A 20,127-nucleotide genomic window follows, 5' to 3' on the forward strand; every position below is an offset into this window, starting at 1 on the left:
ACGCTGGTGGTGAAGGTGGCCACCAGGTCGCCTTGCAGATCACTCAGCGCTCACATCTCGCCGATCGCCGAACGACCGGGCGGGCAGACCGCTTCAGCTGTGACGAAGACGGATGAACTTCTCGATCATGCATGAGCGCCTATCAGCAGGGGTGCCGCGCCGGCCCCGGTGGTAGCCGGAGCCTGTACGGGCGCGGCCAGTAGTCCTACGGAAGCCCTCCATAGCGGGTTACGGCATGCTTTGGGCCATGCAGAACGTGAACATATGGAGTGAGGAGTTCGGCGCCGCCACGGACGAGCCGATCCTGTTGATCATGGGTTCGATGTCGCAGGGCGTGCTGTGGCCGGAGGAGTTCGTCGGCCTGCTGACCGCCGGGGGCCGCCGGGTGATCCGGTACGACCACCGCGACACCGGCGGGTCCGACACCGTGGACTTCGAGAAGACGCCGTACACCTGGGACGACATCAAGAATGACGTCTACCGCGTGATGGACGCCCATGGCCTGGACAGCGCCCACCTGGTGTGCCATTCGGCGGGCGGCCTGCTCGGCCAGTACATCGCGGTCGAAGCGCCCGAGCGGGTGCGCTCGTTGACCGTCATCGGCTCCTCCCCGCTGGGCGGCGGCGAAGGCGCGGTGATCATGCGAGCGCTGATGGGCGAGCCTCAGCCCGAGGACAGCCTGCCCGAACCGACACCGGAGTTCGTCGCCTTCTACCGCACACTGATGGCCACCCCTCCCCCGGCCGGCCGCCGAGCGCAGATCGACGCCATGATCGCCGAACAGCGCCTGCTGCACGGCACCGGACTGCCGTTCGACGAGGAAGCCGCCCGCCGCCTGCAAGAACGCATCTACGACCGGGCCCGCGACCTGACCGCGACGGCCAACCACCGGCTGGCCGCCGCCGCCGAACCCAACTTCGAGCCGGTGGGCGTGCTCCACCAGGTCAAGGCCCCCACGCTGGTCATCGAAGGCAGCCACGAACCGGTCAAGCCGGGCCACAGCGCGCTCATCGCCGACCAGATCCCCGACGCGCGCCTGATGATCGTCCAGGGCATGGGCCACACCCTGCCACCCGAGGTTCACGATGAGCTGGCCGCCGCCATCCTCACGCACACGGCCAGGTGACGACGTTCGATGCCAGATCCCTGCACCCCCGCCATCGAAGTGACGGACCTGACGCAGCGCTTCGGCACCGTGCTCGCCGTCGACCGGCTCAACCTCAGCATCCCGCCGGGGATGTTCTACGGCATCGTGGGCCCCAATGGCGCCGGTAAGACCACGACCCTGACAGCCGTATGCGGGCTACGGGAGCCGACCTCCGGGACGATCAGGATCGCCGGCCATGATCTGCGAACCGACCGGGAGGCCGCCCTCGCCCAGCTCGGCATGATGATGGACGGGCTGTCCCTGCCCGAGCGGCTGACCGCCACCGAGGTTCTGCGCTACAGCGCCGGGCTGCGTGGCCTGGACGACGGCTGGCAGGCACGGGCGCGCGATCTCCTGGAGATCCTCCGGCTGGACGCGGCCCCGCGCACGCTGATCGTGGAGTACTCCACCGGCATGCGCAAGAAGATCAACCTCGCGCTGGCGCTGCTGCACCGGCCCCGTGTCCTGGTGCTGGACGAGCCGTTCGAGGCCATCGACCCGGTCTCGGCCCACGCCATCGAGCAGGTGCTCAAGCAATACGTCGGCGCGGGCGGCACCGTGCTCCTGTCCAGCCACATCATGGACTTCGTCGAACGCAACTGCAGCCGGGTGGCGGTGGTGGCCGGCGGACGGGTGCTGGCGGAGGGACCGGTGGAGGAGGTGGCCGCGGGCTCGACGCTGAACGAGCGGTTCGTTGAGCTGGTGGGCGCCGACCCGGTACGCCCGCTGGAGTGGCTGCGATGACGGGCACCCTGTTCGCGCTCAAACTGCGCCTGTTCCGCAACGGCCCGCACAACGAGCGCGCCTTCAGCCTGGCGGCCGGCCTGGTCCTGGCCGCCTTGGTGGCCGCGGGCTCGGTGGCGGCCTCGCGCGGCGTGATCGACGAGGGCTGGATCGCCGTGGCGCTCACCGTGTGGGGAGGTATGTGGGTGTTCGGGCCTCTGGCCCAGCCTCGCCACGAGCCATCGGTCATCTCGCGCGAGTGGTTGCGCGGCTATCCACTGCCGCCGTGGCGGCTGGCGCGGGCGCTGTCGTGGACCGAACTGCTCGGCGTCGGCCCGCTGATCACGCTGGCGTGCCTGTCGTCCCTGGTCATCCTCGCCGCGCCGAGAGACCCCGCGGCGGTGGCGAGCGCCGTCGGGGCTCTCGTGGCGCAGCTGTATCTGCTGGTCTGGGCGGGCAAGACGGTGGCGGCGCTGATGGCCTGGTTGTTGCAGACCCGGGCCGGGATGACCATGGCGGCGACGCAGACCGCGATCATGCTCGCGGTGTCGTTCGCCGGTTGGGTGCCGATCGCCGCCTGGCTGGCGCCGCGTCTCGGCGAGGGAGACACCACCATCACCCTCGGCCGGCTGCCCGCTCAGGTCATCGACGTGCTCGCCGCCCTGCCCACGGGCTGGGGTTACCGCGCGGCGCTCGCCGCCCGCGACGGTGCCGGCTTCGGCACGGCGCTTCTGCCCTTGGCGGCGCTGCTGGCCGCGGGGGCCCTGCTGCACCTGGGCTGGATCGCGCTGACGGCTCGCGCCCTGCGCCGCCCACCCCGCCGGGCGGCACCTCAGCGGCCGGCCGTACCGGGACGTCCGCTGTCGTTGCCGTTCATCGGCCCGCAGGTGTCGGCGGTCGTGTCGCGAGAGCTGGCCACCTGGCTGCGCGACCCGGCGCGCGGAGTGGAACTGCGCAGCGCCTGGCTGACGCCGCTGCTGATGGCGGGCATCATCGCGCTCACCGGCTGGAGCTGGGCGTTGCCCTTCGTGGGACCGTCGGCGGCGGTGTTCGGGGGGATGGTCGCGATCAACACCTATGCCCTGGACGGCACCGCCCTGTGGCAGCTTGTCACCACACCGGGCGCTGCCAGGGCTGACGTGCGCGGGCGCATGGTCGCGTGGGCGTTGCTGTTCGGGGTCCCGTCCCTGGCGCTCGCGGCCGTGCTGTGGGCCGCGACCGGCTCGCCCGCGGGTGGTGCCGCCGTCGGCGGCGCCATCGCCGCGGCGGCGGCCGCCTGCGCCCTGGCGCCGCTGCTCGCGCTCGTGATGCCGGCCGTTGGCACCGATGCCCGCGACCGCGTCTATCCCGGGCAGCAGGCGGGTGATCCGACCGGAGCGCAGATGACGATCTTCTCTCTGGTCCTGCCGGCCGCCTTCCTGCCAGGTGTGATCGGCGCGGTGTCCGGCGGCTCGCCGTGGGTGACCGTCCTGTCCGGGATCCTCCTGGCCGGCACCGTCCTGTACGCCACGCCGGCGCTCACCGTACGGCTGCTCCAACGGCGCGGCACCAGCCTGCTGGATGCGATGGCCGCCCGCGATGCCGCCGTCCTCCGCGCCCCTGCCCGGAGGGCAGAGCGTCAACGCTGATCTGGCACAACGCTCGCGGCGACCTTGCCGCGGGCATGGCGCAGGCACGTCGAGACCCGCGGGCCGGGACCAGCGGGTCTCGACGTGCGCGAGAAACCGTGAGAACATATTCCCGGTTTGTTTTTATAGACACAAGGGGAGCTGGGACATGCGGGCCATCATCATCGGGGCGGGGATCGCCGGGCTGGCGGCGGCGCTGCGGCTGCATCAAGCGGGCTGGGAGACGCTGGTGATCGAGCGCGCGCCGCAGCGTCGTGGTGGCGGCTACGGAGTGACGTTCGGTGGCATCGGCTATGACGGGGCCGAGCGGATGGGCGTCCTGCCGGAGTTGCGGCGGCGCGCGTTCGTGACGCGCGAGCTGGTCTACCGCAAGCCCGACGGGGCACGCCGCTTCTCCCTCGACGCCGCGACGATCGCCGCCACCATGGGCAAAAGGTCGTTCACCATCCTGCGCGGCGACATCGAGGCCGTGCTGTACGAGGCCGTCGCCGATCACACGACGATCCGGTTCGGCACCACGATCACCGCCGTCGAGCAGGACGCCGACGCGGTGCACGTCACGCTCAGCGACGGGAGCACCGAGCACGCCGACCTGCTGATCGGCGCCGACGGGCTGCACTCGGCGACGCGCGCGCTGGCGTTCGGCCCGGAAGAGGACTACCGGCTCGACCTGGAACACCGGGTCGCGGTCTACATACTGAAGGAGCCGCCGGCCGACCTGCCCGCCCAGACGACCGGCTCGATCAGCGCGGGCGGACGCACGTTCGCGATGATGAGCGTCGGCGACGGCCGTACCGCCGCCTTCTTCGGCTACCGCACCGACGGCGGCCGGGCAGGGGCGTCGCTGGAGGAGTTGCACGAGCTCTACGGCGACATGGGGTGGCTGGTCCCCCACGCCCTGGAAGGGCTGAAGACGGCTGATTCGGTCTACTTCGACAGCATCAGCCAGATCGTGGTCGACCGGTGGAGCACAGGCAGGATCGTGCTGCTCGGCGACGCCGCGTGGTGCGTGACGCTGTTCGCCGGCTACGGCTCCTCACTCGCAGTCGGCGGCGCCGACCAGTTCGGCGCCGCCCTGGAACGCCACGGCCACGACGTCCCGGCCGCGCTGGCGAACTGGGAGGCCGAGCTACGGCCGGAAGCGGAGAAGAAGCAGAAACTCGGCCGCCGGGTCAAGGAAGTGTACGCCCCGCGCAACCCGCTGGTGCTGGAGCTGACCCAGCTTCCCCTGCGGCTGTCGTCGTGGGGGCCGGTGCGCAGGCTCATCGAGCGCGGCTTCCAGCTGGCGGGTTGAGGGGACGGCAATGCGTGTACTGGTCATGGGCGGCACCCACCACGTCGGCCGCGCGGTGGTGGAGGTCGCTCTGCGGCGCGGCGACACGGTCACCACGCTCAATCGCGGGCTGTCCCGCCCGCCCGCACCAGGGGTGGAAGCGCTGGTCGCCGATCGCACCGACCCCGACGCGGTACGACAGGCGCTCGGCGAGCGTTCCTGGGACGCGGTGATCGACACCTGGGCGTGGGCACCGAGCGTGGTCCGGGACAGCGCCCGGCTGCTGGCCGGACGGACGGGGCACTACGGTTACGTCTCCAGCCGCGCCGTCTACGCGAGGCCCTGGCCGGCCGGAGCCGACGAGAGCGCGCCGCTCGTGGCCGGTGATCCCGGCATGCAGGACGGCACCGACTACGCCGCGGCCAAGCGTGGCGGCGAGCTGGCCGTGCTGGAGGCGTTCGGGAAGCGTGCGCTGCTGGCCAGGGCGGGCATGATCCTCGGCCCGTACGAGGACGTCGGGCGGATTCCCTGGTGGCTGCGGCGGCTCGAAAGGGGCGGCCCCGTGCTCGCCCCGGGACCGGCCGACGCGGCCCTGCAGTACATCGACGCGATCGACCTGGCGGCCTGGATGCTGGCGGCGGCCGAACGCGGCACCGGCGGGGTGTTCAACGTCGCCGGACCGGCCGGGCACACCACGATCGGTGACCTGCTCACCACGGCCGCGCAGGTGATCGGCTCAGACTCCGAGCTGGTGTGGGCGTCCCCGGAGCTGCTGGAGCGGGAGAACTTCCCGCTCGGCATGGAGTTCGGGCTGCGCTACCCCGGCAGCCCCCACCCGACGGGCCTGCACGACGCCGACGTCCGCGCCGCCCTGGCGGCCGGGCTCACCGTCCGGCCCCTGCGCGAGACCCTGGCCGACACCTGGGCCTGGCTGCGGCGCGAAGGTGATCCCGTACCCCGCCCTGACACCCCGTCCCCGGCCCAGTGGTTCGACCCGGCCCAGGAGCAGCGCGTCCTGGACCTGGTCCGATCTCGCCGCTCCACGTGAAAACATGCGATTGATCTGTTCGGACCCATCGGAAAGTGCACCTCATGCCTCCCGCCTTCTCGGCCACGGAAAAGGCGCGCATCACGCGGCTGCTCCTGGACAACGGCCTGAAGCTGTTCACCACGCAGGGCCTGCGCAAGACCTCCCTGGAAGACCTGGTCTCCGGGACCGGCATCGCCAAGAGCACCTTCTACGTCTTCTTCGACTCCAAGGAGGCGCTCTACCTTGAACTGATGCTCACCCAGATGGCCGAGGTCAAGAGCAGGGTCGTCGACGGAGCGCTGCGCGAGGAGAGCGACACCCGCGCCGGGCTGCGCGCCTTCCTGCACGCCACGCTGGCCGAACTGGACGGCAACCCCCTCTACGGCAGGCTGATGACGCACCCCGAGGAGATGGAGGCGGTGGTCAGGAAGCTCGACCAGGAACGGGTGACCTCCGCACCGGACAACCCGGTCACCGCGCTGGCGGCCTACCTCACCGAGCACAGCGACGACCTCGCCGGCGACGACCCAGAGGTGATCATCGGCGTCCTGCAGGCCGTCCTCATGATGCCACTGCACCGCGACCGGCTGGCCCGTCCGGACCTGTACCCGAAGATCCTGGACAGGCTCATCGACATCGTCGCCACCGGCCTCACCCGCCCGCAGCGGTAACGAGGCGCACAGGGGGCGCACGCTCGCGGCAGCGGCCGGTGGCGCGACACCGGCCGCTGCCGCGATGGCGCGACACGATGGCGCCTTTCCCGTCAGCAGACCGGCAGGATGAGCGCGGAGGGCCGGCAGGGGTCGTGATGAACCTGCTGGTCGGCTGCGCGCATCGCGCTCGCGGTGGCGGGCGGCTCACCGTTGCCGAGGTTACGGTCCCAGCGCGGATATGCGGCGCTGGCGACCTGCACCCGGATACGGTGGCCGCGCTTGAACCGGTGGGCCACCGGCGCCAGCTCGATCTCGACCATCCCGGCGATCGGCCGGTCGGCGGCGCACCGGCGCAGCGCGTCGGAGACGTGCGTGATCGCGCCCGAGGGCGCCACGTCGCTGACGCGCACGTAGAAGTCGGTGTGCGCCAGGCTGGAGGTCACGTGCAGCTCGGCGGCCGGGACGCCGATGACCTCGCGATCGGCCGGCAACGGCTCGCCGGTGTAGGTCAGGACGTCGGCACGTCCGGCCAGCACGCTCTCCCCGGTCCTGCGCGAGATGCCGATCATGCGGGACATCCGGGTCACCGCCGGGGTCGGGTCGGCGGGGTCGAAACGGTAGCGGTCAGGCGTGGACTCAGCAGGCAGTTCACCTCCCAGACCGCCGTTCGGGTGCAGGTAGAAGCGCTGCGGTCGTACCTCGGCGGGCGGGTAGGCCGGCAGGTCGCGCCACTCCTCGGCGCCCCTGACGTAGATGCGCACCGGCGCCGTGCGCAGCCCGTTGCGGTCTTTCAGCAGGTGGGCGCGCAGCCAGACGAGGCTCTCCCGCAGGGCCGTCATCGACAGCTCGGCGTCCCAATGCCGCCATGGCCCGATGGTGAGGTACGGCTCGCGCCCCGCCTTGCGCAGCGCCTGGTAGTCGTGGACCAGGCCGGGCAGCGCGATGTCGTCCCAGCCGCTGACCAGGTGGTTGGGGGCGGACACCGCCGGGACCGCCTGGCTGTGGTCGCCGGGCGACCACCACGGGTCGCCGGCGTCGGGGTGTGCGAGCCAGTCCCGCCAGTACGGTGCCACGGTGCCGGCGGCGATGGTGTCGGCCTCGGCGAGCGGGAGGAGGCGAGCGGCTCGCGCCCGCTTCTTGCCGCCTGCCGCCACGGTGGACAGGTAGACGGGTAGCGGCTTCTCCTGATTGGCGACCATGCTGATCCAGCCGAGGAAGAGCTCAAGAGCGAGTGCCCCGCCCGGGTAGACCAGGTCGTAGACGTTGGAACCGATCAGCGAGGTGCTCATGGCTCGCAGTTCGGGCCCGGCGCCGGCGGCGATCGCCCATTGCGTGAAGCCGTTGTAGCTCTGTCCCAGGGTGCCCAGTTCGCCGGTGAACCACGGCTGTTTCCGTAGCCACTCCAGGACGGCCAGGCCGTCGTCGCGCTCGGAGACGAAGGGGGTGAGCGTCCCTCCGGATCCGCAGGTCCCCCGGCCGCTGACGACCACGACGTGGAAGCCGCGTTCGGCGACCAGGCGGCTGACCATGCCGCCTTTGGTCCTGTCGGTGTAGACCGAGCGGATCAGCACGGTCGGCCGGTCGCCGAGTCCTTGGGGGGCGTAGTGGTCGGCCAGCAGCACGACGCCGTCCGGCATCGGGACAGGCAGGTCCTTGTCGATGGTCACGTTCTCGGTTTCGGCCGGGGCCAGTTTCGCCCTCTTGGCCAGCACCCTGGCGGCGATGCTCATGACGGATGTTTCCTTTCTCGACAGGAGGCGCGGCGCTCACCGCGAGCCGCGTTGTGGCCCTCGTTCGTCACGCGTGGCGTCCCATGCGTCCAGGGCGCGGTCGTCGGCGAACACGCCGCGGGTGAAGATCTCGATGCCGGCGCGGGAGACGCGCAGCATGGTCCGCATGTCGTGCACGTCCGTCACGCGCAGTGAGCGCGCCAGATGTTCGCCGAACGCCAGCGGTGCCAGTAGCCAGGTGACGTACATCGCGGCCCGCGCGGGCGGGTCGTCGCTGGGCTGCACCCAGCCCTCGCTCACGCCCTGCTCCAGCCATTGACCGGTGGAGGCCACGAGCTCGTCGAACAGCGCCGCCGCCTCCGGGGTGCCGTCCAGGAACGCTCGTCCCAAATAGCGGCGTACCGCTGTGCCCGCCTCCAGCATGGCGGCCAGTCCTGCCGTGTCGCCCAGGTCGGCGTCCGGAGCATCGCGCACCAGCGAGATCACGTAGTCGTCACACGCCTGGCGCAGGCCTTCCTTGGTGCCGAAGTGATGCAGGACCAGGGCGTGCGAGACGCCGGCCCGCTGGGCCACCGCACGAAGACTCACCCGGCCGACCCCTTCGGCGCCGAACAACTCCAGCGCGGCGTTCCTGATCCGGGCTCGCGCCGTCAAATCATCCTCAGCTGATCGCATGGACAGGATGCTAACCATATGGTCAGCAGAAACGGAAGCCGGCGCCGTCAGTCGTGATCAGGCGGGTCGCAGCGGGTCACGGTCGCGCAGCCCACTGGCCGGCCTGTACTGCTCGCGCGCCGCGCTGCTCACCCTGGGCTCGGCGCTCACCCTGAAACAGCGCACCCGCCGCTACGAACTGCCGGAGGAGAAGGTGATCATCGGCTGACACGCGGCCCTCCGCGGCGAGCCAGGCATTCCCGTCACCATCCCGGCCCCCTCTCGCGTGGTACAGCTATTTTAGCTTATGCTGAAATAACTGGAAGAGAGGATGACACCGGCATGACGCAACAGGATCCGCTGCTGGAATGGGTGGAGCGGGTAGCCATGTACTTGGCGCGTGACGGAGTGCCGCCGATCGCCGGGCGGGTGCTGGGCTGGCTGATGGTGTGCGATCCGCCGGAGCAGTCCGCCGCGGACATCAGCCAGGCCATCGGTGCCAGCCGCGCCTCGCTCACCTCCAATCTGCGGCTGCTGACCAGCATGGGGTTCCTCACCTGGCGCACCCGGCCAGGCGAGCGGACCGTCTTCTACCGGATGGCCGACGACGCCTGGGCGGTGGTGGTCCGCAGGCAGATCGCCGGCATCACCTCCTTCCTCGACATCACCCGTGACGGCCTTGACCTGGTCGGCCCCGGCGATTCGCGGGCCGCGCGCATCCGCCAGGCGCACGCCACCTTCGAATGGATGGCCACGATCTTCGACAACGCGCCACCCTTGCGCCCCGATCCGGCCAACGACGACCCTGCCAACGATCTTGACGATGAGGTGACCTCGTGAGCAGACACGCGATCGTGATCGGCGGCGGCATCGGCGGGCTGGCCGCCGCCCTGGCCATGCACCGGATCGGGTGGCACGCCGTCGTGCTGGAGCGAGCAGCCGAGCTGCGCGAGATCGGCGCCGGCATGTCCCAGGCCCCGAACGCCATGCGCGCGCTGGACGAGCTCGGCGTCGGCGCCCAGGCCCGAGCCGTCGGCGCACCCACCCACGCGGCCGGCAACCTGCGCCTGCCCGATGGCCGCTACCTGCAGCGCGCCCGGCCGGACGATGCGGCCGCCATGCTCGCCTTCCACCGTGCCGACCTGCACCAGGTGCTGCTCGATGCGCTGCCGGACGGCTGGGTGCGCACCGGGGCGGAGGTCACCGCGGTCCGGCAGGAAGACAGCGGTGTCACAGTGACCTACGGCGGCGTCGAGCTCGGCGGCGAGCTGGTCGTCGCCGCCGACGGCGTCCACAGCACGGTGCGCCGGCTGCTGTGGACGGACGCGCCGCCGCCGCGTTTCCTGGGCCGGACCGCCTGGCTGGGCATCGCCGAGATGGCCGACCTGCCGGGCAGCATCACGCTCGGCCCCGGCGGCTACGTCCTCATCCATCCGATCAGCCGCGGCCGCGCGTATTGGGCCTACGTCACCACCGCCGGCCGACCGGGCATCCGCTACGAGGAGGAGAAGACCGAAGCGGCCCGCCGCCTCGCCACCTGGCACGAGCCGATCCCGGCGCTGATCGAGGCCACCCCGGACGAGGCGGTGATCCATATCGACATCCGCGACCTGGCCCCGCTGCCCACCTACGTCCGCGGCCGGGTGGCGCTGCTCGGCGATGCCGCGCACGCGATGAGCCCCGATCGAGGCCAGGGTGCCGGGCAGTCCCTCGAAGACGCCGTCGTGCTCGCCGCCGCCCTCGCCGGCGAACCCGCGATCGAGGCCGCGCTGCGCCGCTACGACGCCGAACGCCGCCCCCGCACCCAGGCCACCGCTCGCGGCGCTCGCGCCGACGGGCGGCGCACCACCTCGGCTGCCGCCTACCGGGCGATGGTGACCATGATCCGGCTGATGCCCGCGTCGTTGTGGCGCAAGGGCATCGCCGCCGACGGCAACGCCACCTGGCGGTGGCGGCCGCCGCATCTGCCCTCGCCCACCACGCACCCATGAGCCGGAGCCCGGGGCCGGCACCCCTGGGGCGTAACCCCTCGCGGCTCCGCGCGGCGTGCCGGACCTCGGCCGCCGTGACTCACAGGTAGCGCAGCCACAGGTACGGCACGCACAGCGCGATGGTGACCGCCGTGACGACCAGGCCGTACCTGGTGAACTGCCAGAAACTGATCGGAGTGCCGTTACGGGCGGCGATGCCGAGGATGACCACGTTGGCGGCCGCGCCGACGGCGGTGGCGTTGCCGCCGAGATCGGCGCCGAACGCCAGCGCCCACCACAGCACCTGGGCCGGACCGTTACCGCCGGCCGCCTGGACCAGTTCGGCGACGATCGGGCTCATGGTGGCGACGTAGGGAATGTTGTCCACGATCGCCGAAAGCCCGGCCGAGGCCCACAACAGGCCCATGGCGGTCAGCCCGAGCTGCCCCTGCGTCGCCTCGGCCGCGACCTGCGAGATCTGGCCGATCACGCCGGTCTCCACCAGCGCGCCGACCATCACGAACAGCCCGGCGAAGAACACCAGGGTCGGCCACTCCACCTCGGCGATCGCGTCCTGGGTGGTGACCTTGGTGGCGGCCACCAGGATGCCCGCGCCCAGGATCGCCACCACGGACGGCTCATAGTGCAACACCGGGTGCAGCACGAACGCGACCATGACCAGGGCCAGCACGACGAGCGACTGCCACAGCAGCCGCCGGTCGGTGATCGCCTCCCGCTCGTTCAGGGCCATGATCTCGGCCGCCCGCTCGGGGTCGTAGCGGAAGTACTTGCGGAACAGGACCCGGCACAACCCGATGAAAACGATCATCAGGACGACGACCAGCGGCGCCATGTGAACGAGGAAATCGTTGAAGCTCAGCCCGGCACGGCTGGCGATGATGATGTTCGGCGGGTCGCCGACCAGCGTCGCGGCACCACCGATGTTGGAGGCCATCGCCTCGGCGATCAGGAACGGCGCCGCCGGCAGCGCCAGCCGCTCGCACACCAGGAACGTCACCGGCGCGATCAGCAGCACGGTGGTCACGTTGTCCAGCAGGGCGGAGGCGACGGCGGTGATGACCACCAGCAGCACCATCAGCCGGTACGGATACCCCTTGGCACGCTTGGCGGCCCAGATGGCCAGGTATTCGAAGATCCCGGTCTGTTTCAGCACCCCGACGATGACCATCATGCCGAGCAGCAGGAAGACGACGTTCCAGTCGATGCCGGTGTGCTCGTCGAAGAACGCCGCCCCGGCGTCGGTGGCGTGGATCAACAGCATGATCCCCGCTCCCCCGAGCGCCGCCGCGACACGGTGGATCTTCTCGGTGGCGATCAGCGCGTACGCCCCCAGGAAGACGACCACCGCCAGCCACGCGGTGACCGTCATGCGGACACCGCCCAGTCCATCAGCGCCTGCAAGGTGACCGCCCCGATCAGCCGCCCACCCTCGACGACCGCCACGAGCGGACTGCGCGTGCGGGCCATCAAGGCCGCCAGCTCCAGCACAGTGGCATCGGGATCGGTGACCGGCAACTCGCGGGACTCCCTCGGCAACGCCTCGCGCACGGTCCGCCCGGCCAGCGACCGCAAGAACTGGTCGGCGTGCGGCTCGTCCACGACCCGCGCCAGCGCGGGATCATCACGGCAGTAGCCCGGCACGGCCAGCCACAACACCTGCGTGCCCGACAGAACGCTCAAGGGCAGCCCTTGCTCATCGACCACGATGAGGCCCGGCAGATCCTGCTCGGCCAGCAGCCGGGCGGCCTCGGCGACGGAGGTGTCCAGAGTGACGGTGGGAAAATCGGCAGCCAGAAGGCGGGCACGCATGCGCAAGCCTCTTTCGACGTCGACGACATGACCTCGCCGACCAGGCTTCCCGGCACACCTGCGATCAACTTACCAACGATCAGCGGCCCGTGGGCACCCCCTGTGCCGAACCGGCCGTCACCGGGTCGCGCGATCGCCGTGCCCGCACGCGGACGTGCCGGGCTATGACCGCAGGCGGCTGAGGAGGGCGGGTAGCAGGGCGGGGTCCTCATGCGGGCCGAGATACCCCAGGCCCGGCACGGCGACGACATCGGTACCCAGCAGAGCCCGGCTGGCCTGGCGATGCGGGACGGCGGGTAGAAGCGATCCTCGGTTCCGGTGGCCACTACCACCGGGGTGCCCGCCCAGCGGCGGACGACGGTCCGGGCAGCGGCGAGGGCGCCAGGCTGATCCGGCTGTGCCGGGCCACGAGGGTCATCCATTCCACCAGCAGGTGGTCCGCACGCGTCCGGCCGCTCATGTAGCGCAGCAGGGCTTGACTGCGTTCGGCGGTGGCGGCCGTCAGCCAAGGGCAGAGTGACGCCGAGCAGAGCAGGGGTGAGACGGGCTCGGCTCAGTCCGGCGGGGGACGCCAGCACGAGGCCGCTGATCTGCGGTCCAGGTTGGGCCGCCAGGGCTACGGCCGCGCCCAGCGCTCCTGCTCTGCGCGCGAGCCGCCGGTCGCCCGTTGTGTGGCACCCCGCGACGCCCCCGGGCATGCTGTGACCTCTGCCACACGGCGTTCCTGTCAGCAATCGCGCGGCTGTTCCGCTCAACACAGCGGAGCTATCGACACGAGAGGAGCAGCACATGAAGCACCGCATCGTCGTCCCCGGTGCCGGCTATGCCGGGGTCTATGTGGCTGGGAACCTGGCCCGCCGGCTGTCCCGGGCGGACGTCGAGATCACCGTGGTCAACGCCGTGCCAGACTTCGTCGAGCGGCTGCGGCTGCACCAGGTGGCGGCCGGGCGGGCTGTTGAGCCCCAGAGGCTCGACACCGTCTTCGCGGGCACGGGGATACGGCTGCGGGTGGCCAGGGTGATGGCCGTCGACCCCGAGCGCCAGGTTGTCGACACCCAGGGTGGTGGCCGGATCGGCTACGACACGCTGGTGTACGCGCTGGGCAGCCACGGTGACGTCGCAGGGGTGCCGGGCGCGGCCGAGTACGCCTTCGACGTCGCCTCCCGGCCCTCGGCGCTGCGCCTGCGCGAACGCCTGGACGACCTGGAGCGGCAGGGCGGACGCGTGCTGGTCGTCGGCGACGGTCTGACCGGCATCGAGACCGCCACCGAGATCGCCGAAGCCCGCCCAAGCCTGGCGGTGACGCTCGTCGCCGGCGGCGAACTGGGCGCCCGGCTCTCCGGCGGAGCCCGCGCCCACCTGCGCCGGGCCTTCGACCGGCTCGGCGTCACCGTCCTGGAGCACACCAGGGTGGAGGCGGTCGAGGCGGCGCGCGTACGGTGCGCGGGCGGCGCCGTCCTGGCCTCCGACGCCACCGTGTGGACGGCCGGGTTCACCGTCGGCCCCGTCGCCGCCGCCGGCGGGCTGCAGGTCACCGGCGACGGCCGGATCGTCGTCGACCGAACCATGCGCTCGCTCTCGCACCCGAACGTCTACGCCGTCGGTGACGCCGCTTACGCCATCGGCGACAACGGCCGGCCGCTGCCGATGTCCTGCGCCTCGGCCGGGTACACCGGCGGGCAGGCGATCCAGGCGATCGTGGCACGCCTGACCGGCGGCCAGGTACCGCGGACAAAGCTGATCTACTCCTACAACCACATCAGCCTCGGACGACACGACGGGATCCTGCAGCCCGTCGACGACGAGGGGCGCGCGAAGCCGGCGTACGTGGGCGGGTGGACGGCCGCGCGGGTCAAGGCGGGCATTCTCCGCATGTCGTTGTGGGCCAACGCGCACCCGACCTTCGGCCTGCCCAAGCGCAGACGCCGGCTGGTCACCGCGCCCACCGCACCCGCCGGGAAGATGACGGCCTAGTCGGTCTAGGGTGATCCGCGTGGACAGCACCGCCGCTGACCGGTTCGACACCGGTCGGTTCGAGGCCAGCCGCACTCGGCTGGCCTCGCTGGCGTACCGGCTCCTGGGCTCCGCCGGCGACGCCGAAGACGTCGTGCAGGACGCATTCCTGCACTGGCAGGCCGCCGACCGACGGCGGATCAGGGTGCCGGAGGCCTGGCTTACCAAGATCGTCACCAATCTGTGCCTCGACCGGCTTCGCTCGGCGCAGGTGCGCCGAGAGCGCACCGCCGGCGCCTGGCTGCCCGAACCCCTCCTCGAGGGTGACCCGATGCTCGGCCCGGCCGACACCTTCGAGCAGCGCGAGTCGGTCTCCCTCGCCATGCTGACGCTCATGGAGCGCCTGTCTCCCGTCGAACGGGCCGTCTACCTCCTGCGTGAGGCGTTCTCCTACAGCCATGCCGAGGTCGCCGAGATGCTCGGCATCAGCGAGTCCGCAAGCCAGCAGCACCTTCACCGGGCCCGGAACCGCGTCACCGCGGCGCGCCGCCGGAGCGGCGAGGTCGACCCGGCATCCGCCCGGAGGATCGTCGAAGAGTTCCTCGCCGCTGCCTTCTCCGGCCGGACGGAACGGCTGGTGGCGCTCCTCACCGCCGACGCGACCGCCGTCTCCGACGGAGCCGGCCTGGCCGGGACACTGCTGCGCTACGTCACTGCGCGGCGCATCGCCGCGGTCGTACGGGCCGGGTTCAAGCCCACACCCGCCAAACGGCGTCTTGCCGGCGGCGCGTCGGAGGTCCACTACGCGCTCGTCAACGGGGCTCCCGCCGTTCTCTTCGTGGTCAGCGACCGGGTCGCCGGCGTCGTGACGTTCGACCTGGCCGACGGCCGGATCGCAACCGTGCGAGGGATCGCCGCGCCCGCCCGGGTGGCTCGCCTCGCCGAGACGTGGCGGCGGCATGCACCGGGAACACCGCTCGTCGCGCAGTGGTGAAACGGCATCGATGGGCTTTCGCAACGCTCAGGTGTCTGCCGCGCGGCCATGGTCGCCACCGGCGCTCGGTATCTCCCGCACGCTGAAGTCCCGCACCACAACCTCGCCGACGTTATTCGGGTTCCACACGGACTGTCCCCGTTGTGCCGTCGATGGTGATCAGCTGTCCGGTCTTGATCTCATTCGTCGCGTCACGGACGCAGATGACGGCGGGGATCCCGTACTCACGGGCCACTGTGGGGCCGTGCGCGACGGGGGAACCGGTCTCGGTCACCAGGCCGGCCGCGGTCAGGAACAGCGGGGTCCACCCAGGATCCGTGGTGGGTGCGACCAGGATCTCCCCTGGTTCGATGCGGGCGCCTGCCGGATCGTGGATCACCCGCGCCCTGCCGGTCGCCTGCCCGGCGGCCCCGGACATACCGGTCAGCACGCCGTCCTGTGCCGGCCCGGCGGGTGCGAGCATCTCCACGTCGGTCCCGTCGGACAGCAAAGCGCCGGGGACGATGCGCCGGCGCAGTTCCCGCTCGTGCTCCGCGCGCCGCATCGCGGCCAGTTCCCGCCGGCCGGTCTGATCGTGGGCGGCGGCCCGCGCCTCGTCCAGGGTCAGGAACATGATGTCGTCGGCGCGCTCAAGCCGGCCGCGGTCGGCCAGGTCCGCGCCGGCCAGGAGGAGCTGTCGCCGGCATGCCTGGATCGCGGGCAGCCAGGCGAACTTCGCGAGCTCCCGCAGTCCGGTGAGCTGCCGCGAGCGGCGCATGAAGAACACCGCCAGCCGGCCCCGGAGCGGGCGCCTGTGCCGTGCCCGCCGTGCCAGCGTCTCGATCATCCGTTCCGCCTTGGCCGCTGCCGCTTTGAACCGCACATCAGGCGCCTGTGCAGGATCAGCGACGCGGAGGTAGTTGGCGATCGTGGCGAACAACGGCGCTGGGTCCTCGTCCCAGCGCGGTACGCCGACGTCGATCTCGGCCGCCGCACGCATGCCGTACGCGGCCAGGAAGCCGGCCAGCCCGATGTCGGGAAGCTCGCCGGCGAAGTACCTGACGGCGAGGTCCTCCGGGGAGGTGCCGAGGAAGAGGTCGCGGTGCTCGCGCGCTGTCACCGCCAGGTCCCAGAGCTTGAGGTCCATCTGCGTGGTCACGTTGTGGGGCATGCCGCCGAGGACGGTGTCGAGCTCTTCGTCCGTCGCGATGCCCTTGAGCAGCGCGGCGGGGATCGTCCCGGCGATCATGCCTGCCGTCAACGGCCACAGGATCCCGCGCATGTCGATGCTCATGACCGCCTTGTGAGAGTCTTCGGCGACCCAGCGCAACCGTTCGGCGGCCGTGGCGGATTCGCCCGGCGGAACGATCATGCGCTTGATCTCCGCGACGCCGCGGTAGGCGCGGGCTCGCGCGAGAGCCGGGCTGGACAGGCTCGACACTACTCCGGCCAGCCCCGCCGGCACCATCCGCGAGGCGCCCTTGAGCGTGCTGCCGAGGTGGATGGGCAGGCCGGGACGCGGCGCGAACCGCGGGTCGTCGAGCATGCGCAGCACGGCGCCCTGCACCCTCGGCCCGTAGACCTCCAGAGAGGTTCCGATGCGTTCGCGCATGGTCCTGCTGCGCAGGAAATCGGTCACGTCAAAGTAGAGCCGGCCGCCGATCGACACCAATCGGGGCAACGGGTCACGCCGGTCGATCTTGGCGCCCGCTGCCTGGAACCACATACTTCCGCCGGTCTTGAGCAGCGACACGCCCATCGGAGTGCACGGGCGGAGCATGCCCTGGAGGTGGCCGAGCTCCAGGTACAGCCGGGTGTCGCCGGTGTCGGGCGGCTGCGGGAAGAGGGTGGTGATCGGCCGGGACTGCAGCAGCCACAGCGCGCCCTCGGCGTCGATCGCCCATTCGACGTCCTGCGGCGAGCCGAAACGCTCCTGCAGCCGCTCCCCGGCCGCGCGCAGTTCGCCCAGCTGCTCCGCGCTCAGACAACCCCCGGGTTCCGGTACGGCCGGCGTCCGCCGGCCGAGCACGTAGTGGTCGGGCACGACGGTGCCGTCGACGACGGCGGTGCCCAGGCCCGGCGCAGCGTCGATGACCAACTCCGTGCGGCAGCCGGTGATGGGGTTGGCGGTGAACAGCACCCCGGCCGCGACCGGGTCGATCATCCGCTGCACCACCACGGCCATGGCCGCCTCGTCGATGCCGGCGGCGTCCCGGTAGGCGACGGCCCGCTCGGTGAGCAGGGAGTCCCAGCAGCGGCGGATCGCGTCAACCAGTTCCGCCGTCCCCTCGACGTTGAGGTAGGTGTCGTGCTGGCCGGCGAAGCTGGCGTCCGGCAGGTCCTCGGTGGTGGCGCTGGAGCGGACCGCCACCCGCCCGCCGCCGAGCCGCTCGTACGCCTCGACCAGCTCTCGTTCTGGCAGCTGCCCCGACCGGTGGGACTCGACGGTCAGGCAGAAGCCGCCGGGAACGCGCTCCCCCGCCCTGATCAGCTCCCCGAGCCCGGCGGCCTTACCGCCCACCAGGCCGAGCATGGAGCCATCGATGTCAGGCAGCTGCACCAGTTTCATCGTGCCTTCTCTCCACGGGCGGCATCATTCGCAACGATGCCGACCAGGCTTCCCGGCGCTCCGTCCCGGACGCTAGCACCGCCGAAGCCCGCACACCAGAGCGTTCGCCGCGCCACCGCATCTGGAGTGCCTCCTGCACCCGTCGGCAAGCGCAAGCCGGCACAGCGGCGAACGCGCCCAGCCGGGCGAGGTCGTCGCTTCCGCATGCCAGCGGGCCCTGGACCTGTCGGGCAGGCCAGTGCGCAGCCGGCCCGGAATTCCTTACGCGAGAACCTCGCGCCTGCCCCCGTCGCCCGTCGCGCCCGTGGGGTCGGCAGGAGTGCGGCGACCGTCCATGACCTCGTCTTGTTCGTTGCGTTGGGCAAGGGTTTCACGATGAGCGCTTCGTCCGCCTCATGTCCCGCATGGCTGTCCTGCTCCGCAAGAGACCGCGCTTCGCCGCGGGCCCGCCAGAGCGACGAGCAAGAGGATCAGGGCACTGCTCAGCAACACGGAGCCGCCGACCTGCCCCTGCGTCCAGCGCAGCCGCCAATGCCGCCAGTCCTCGGGGACGGATTGCGGCGTCCAGCTGGCGAACACGTCGTTCACGGGATGCACCACCACGAGCCACAACACGAATGCGGCAATCACCAGCGCGGCGGCGAGGACGGTCGGGCAGAACCGGTTCATGCCCCGCTCCGCGACGGCCAGCGCGGTGGCCGCGATCACGGCGAGCGCCTCCACCAACCCGCTCGCATACGTGAGACGCGGGTACAGGCGGTCGTTCAGGTGTACGCGAAGCGTGGTGTCGAAGGCCAGCCCAACGGGCATTTCGAGCAGGCGCGCGAAGGTGAGGCCGAGGGTGGCCACGACAAGGCCGACCGCGGCGATCCACAGTGCGCGGAGCCTCCACGACACGACAGTGTCCCTTCCTCATCGCGGCCGTTCCTGCCGCGCGCCCACAGCGGCTGGGGCACGCCGAATGACCATTCATCCGGATATGTTCCGATATGCCAAGAAAATGTTGCATACTGCAACGAATCCGTGATGCGATGAGGCCGCCCGCTCACCAGCGACATCCGAACCTGTCCACCTGTTGGGGTGATAAGGCCGCGAGGACGGCACCGACTGCAGGAACACCACCATGGAGCGGCGCAGCCGGCGCGAACAGCGGCCAGCCCAGCCGGTACCGGCGGGTGAGCGGGTCACGTTCCGCCATGCCCTCGAGTTCGAGCGCCGCGGCGCCCGCGACACCTGACTCTTCTCCCTGCCGAGCCACTCGGCGATCCAGCCGACACCGAACCCGCCGGCGGCACGCTCATCGCCGTGATCAGCGAGTACGTCGAGGACTCCATGTCCCGGCGTAGCGCCCGCCGACGACACCGGCGCATTCTCGCTCCTCCCCTGTCGGTTCATAACGAAAGCGTTGCGCTCGTGTTGCGCTAGCTGCACTTGGCTTTGCGCTCATCGCAACAGGTCGCATACGTTTGCGAATCCATGCAAGCGGAGGCGAGGGTGATCACTTCATGAGTTCCGGCGAGTACGTGGTCTCTCGATGGGACACTCTCGGCGGCGTGCTCACCGCGTGCATCGCGTTCCTCATCGACTGGCTCGGCGGTCTGGCCGAGCACGCGCTCAAGCCGCGCGGCATGTGACCCCGCCCCCGGAAATCCCCCCGTTTCGTCAAGCAGTTCCCCCACGCAACCCCCACACGAGGTGTTTCTGACATGCGTTTCCGTCCCCTCAGGACGACACTCACCCTTCTCGCCGCCACGACGCTGACCCTGTCGGCCGCCGCGTGCGGCGGCTCCGGCACCGTCGAAACGGGCAGCGCCGGTGACGAGCTGGCCGGCGCCAAGCTCGTGGTCGGCTCCAAGGACTTCACCGAGAACATCATGCTCGGCAAGATCGCCGTGCACCTGCTCCGGGCGCACGGCGCGGAGATCGAGGACAAGACCAACCTCGGCGGCACCGTACCCAACCGCAAGGCCCTCGAGTCCGGCGAGATCGACCTG

General features: G+C 71.0%; 19 protein-coding genes. 13 read left to right on the forward strand and 6 right to left on the reverse strand.

The genetic code is table 11. The annotated features are described in order from the left end of the window. Positions 1 to 247 precede the first annotated feature (247 nt). The 6 genes from ACFFR3_RS09860 (at position 248) to ACFFR3_RS09885 (ending at position 6,472) form a co-directional block, all read left to right on the forward strand. The gene (locus ACFFR3_RS09860; RefSeq protein ID WP_379482976.1) at positions 248 to 1,126 is read left to right on the forward strand and encodes an alpha/beta fold hydrolase; all 879 of its coding nucleotides are present in this window, start codon (positions 248 to 250) and stop codon (positions 1,124 to 1,126) included. Positions 1,127 to 1,135: 9 nt separating this feature from the next. After that, the gene (locus ACFFR3_RS09865; RefSeq protein ID WP_345408097.1) at positions 1,136 to 1,891 is read left to right on the forward strand and encodes an ABC transporter ATP-binding protein; all 756 of its coding nucleotides are present in this window, start codon (positions 1,136 to 1,138) and stop codon (positions 1,889 to 1,891) included. Further along, a complete protein-coding gene (locus ACFFR3_RS09870) occupies positions 1,888 to 3,498 on the forward strand; it encodes a hypothetical protein (RefSeq protein ID WP_379482977.1) in 1,611 nt (536 codons plus the stop codon). Before ACFFR3_RS09865 ends, ACFFR3_RS09870 begins: the two co-directional genes overlap by 4 nt. 148 nt (positions 3,499 to 3,646) lie before the next feature. Then, the gene (locus tag ACFFR3_RS09875) at positions 3,647 to 4,792 is read left to right on the forward strand and encodes an FAD-dependent oxidoreductase (RefSeq protein WP_379482978.1); all 1,146 of its coding nucleotides are present in this window, start codon (positions 3,647 to 3,649) and stop codon (positions 4,790 to 4,792) included. A gap of 10 nt (positions 4,793 to 4,802) precedes the next feature. After that, on the forward strand, positions 4,803 to 5,819 hold the full coding sequence (locus tag ACFFR3_RS09880; protein WP_379482979.1) for an NAD-dependent epimerase/dehydratase family protein: 1,017 nt from the start codon (positions 4,803 to 4,805) through the stop codon (positions 5,817 to 5,819). 44 nt (positions 5,820 to 5,863) lie between these two features. Next, a complete protein-coding gene (locus ACFFR3_RS09885; RefSeq protein WP_345408105.1) occupies positions 5,864 to 6,472 on the forward strand; it encodes a TetR/AcrR family transcriptional regulator in 609 nt (202 codons plus the stop codon). 92 nt (positions 6,473 to 6,564) lie between these two features. On the opposite strand, the gene ACFFR3_RS09890 is transcribed toward ACFFR3_RS09885, so the two are convergent. Both ACFFR3_RS09890 and ACFFR3_RS09895 read right to left on the reverse strand, forming a co-directional pair. Next, positions 6,565 to 8,184 carry a CocE/NonD family hydrolase gene (locus ACFFR3_RS09890; protein ID WP_379482980.1) on the reverse strand — a complete coding sequence of 540 codons (1,620 nt, stop codon included), beginning with the start codon at positions 8,182 to 8,184 and terminating at the stop codon, positions 6,565 to 6,567. 36 nt (positions 8,185 to 8,220) lie between these two features. Then, positions 8,221 to 8,859 (reverse strand): TetR/AcrR family transcriptional regulator, encoded by a 639-nt coding sequence (locus tag ACFFR3_RS09895; RefSeq protein WP_345408107.1) that lies wholly within the window; start codon positions 8,857 to 8,859, stop codon positions 8,221 to 8,223. Between ACFFR3_RS09895 and ACFFR3_RS09900 the strand changes: the two genes are divergently transcribed. The 3 genes from ACFFR3_RS09900 (at position 8,858) to ACFFR3_RS09910 (ending at position 10,829) form a co-directional block, all read left to right on the forward strand. Next, positions 8,858 to 9,067 carry a hypothetical protein gene (locus tag ACFFR3_RS09900; RefSeq protein WP_345408109.1) on the forward strand — a complete coding sequence of 70 codons (210 nt, stop codon included), beginning with the start codon at positions 8,858 to 8,860 and terminating at the stop codon, positions 9,065 to 9,067. The genes ACFFR3_RS09895 and ACFFR3_RS09900 overlap by 2 nt on opposite strands. Positions 9,068 to 9,180: 113 nt before the next feature. Next, on the forward strand, positions 9,181 to 9,678 hold the full coding sequence (locus ACFFR3_RS09905) for a GbsR/MarR family transcriptional regulator (protein ID WP_379482981.1): 498 nt from the start codon (positions 9,181 to 9,183) through the stop codon (positions 9,676 to 9,678). Beyond that, positions 9,675 to 10,829 carry an FAD-dependent monooxygenase gene (locus tag ACFFR3_RS09910; RefSeq protein ID WP_345408113.1) on the forward strand — a complete coding sequence of 385 codons (1,155 nt, stop codon included), beginning with the start codon at positions 9,675 to 9,677 and terminating at the stop codon, positions 10,827 to 10,829. The genes ACFFR3_RS09905 and ACFFR3_RS09910 overlap by 4 nt, the downstream gene beginning before the upstream one ends. Positions 10,830 to 10,908: 79 nt before the next feature. Here ACFFR3_RS09910 and ACFFR3_RS09915 read toward each other — a convergent pair whose 3' ends face one another. Together ACFFR3_RS09915 and ACFFR3_RS09920 are read right to left on the reverse strand one after the other, a co-directional pair. Continuing rightward, positions 10,909 to 12,198, reverse strand: coding sequence for an ArsB/NhaD family transporter (locus tag ACFFR3_RS09915; protein ID WP_379482982.1), 1,290 nt, complete (start codon positions 12,196 to 12,198; stop codon positions 10,909 to 10,911). Then, complete coding sequence (locus ACFFR3_RS09920) at positions 12,195 to 12,638, reverse strand: CBS domain-containing protein (RefSeq protein WP_345408115.1); 444 nt, start codon at positions 12,636 to 12,638, stop codon at positions 12,195 to 12,197. The genes ACFFR3_RS09915 and ACFFR3_RS09920 overlap by 4 nt, the downstream gene beginning before the upstream one ends. A gap of 789 nt (positions 12,639 to 13,427) precedes the next feature. Here ACFFR3_RS09920 and ACFFR3_RS09925 point away from each other — a divergent pair. Both ACFFR3_RS09925 and ACFFR3_RS09930 read left to right on the forward strand, forming a co-directional pair. After that, positions 13,428 to 14,612 carry an NAD(P)/FAD-dependent oxidoreductase gene (locus ACFFR3_RS09925; protein WP_345408117.1) on the forward strand — a complete coding sequence of 395 codons (1,185 nt, stop codon included), beginning with the start codon at positions 13,428 to 13,430 and terminating at the stop codon, positions 14,610 to 14,612. A 19-nt stretch (positions 14,613 to 14,631) separates the two neighbouring features. Further along, positions 14,632 to 15,585: a sigma-70 family RNA polymerase sigma factor gene (locus ACFFR3_RS09930; RefSeq protein ID WP_345408119.1), complete on the forward strand. Its 954-nt coding sequence runs from the start codon at positions 14,632 to 14,634 to the stop codon at positions 15,583 to 15,585. A 112-nt stretch (positions 15,586 to 15,697) separates the two neighbouring features. On the opposite strand, the gene ACFFR3_RS09935 is transcribed toward ACFFR3_RS09930, so the two are convergent. Both ACFFR3_RS09935 and ACFFR3_RS09940 read right to left on the reverse strand, forming a co-directional pair. Next, positions 15,698 to 18,133: a PEP/pyruvate-binding domain-containing protein gene (locus tag ACFFR3_RS09935; protein ID WP_345408121.1), complete on the reverse strand. Its 2,436-nt coding sequence runs from the start codon at positions 18,131 to 18,133 to the stop codon at positions 15,698 to 15,700. A gap of 393 nt (positions 18,134 to 18,526) precedes the next feature. Then, on the reverse strand, positions 18,527 to 19,030 hold the full coding sequence (locus tag ACFFR3_RS09940; RefSeq protein WP_345408123.1) for a hypothetical protein: 504 nt from the start codon (positions 19,028 to 19,030) through the stop codon (positions 18,527 to 18,529). A gap of 608 nt (positions 19,031 to 19,638) precedes the next feature. On the opposite strand from ACFFR3_RS09940, the gene ACFFR3_RS09945 reads away from it, so the two are divergent. Together ACFFR3_RS09945 and ACFFR3_RS09950 are read left to right on the forward strand one after the other, a co-directional pair. Then, a complete protein-coding gene (locus ACFFR3_RS09945) occupies positions 19,639 to 19,767 on the forward strand; it encodes a hypothetical protein (protein ID WP_345408125.1) in 129 nt (42 codons plus the stop codon). 72 nt (positions 19,768 to 19,839) lie between these two features. Continuing rightward, on the forward strand, positions 19,840 to 20,127 hold a 288-nt coding region (locus ACFFR3_RS09950), incomplete at its 3' end, for a glycine betaine ABC transporter substrate-binding protein (RefSeq protein WP_379482983.1).

Source organism: Nonomuraea salmonea (genome assembly GCF_042428605.1).
In the GTDB taxonomy this organism is placed as follows: Bacteria; Actinomycetota; Actinomycetes; order Streptosporangiales; family Streptosporangiaceae; genus Nonomuraea; species Nonomuraea salmonea.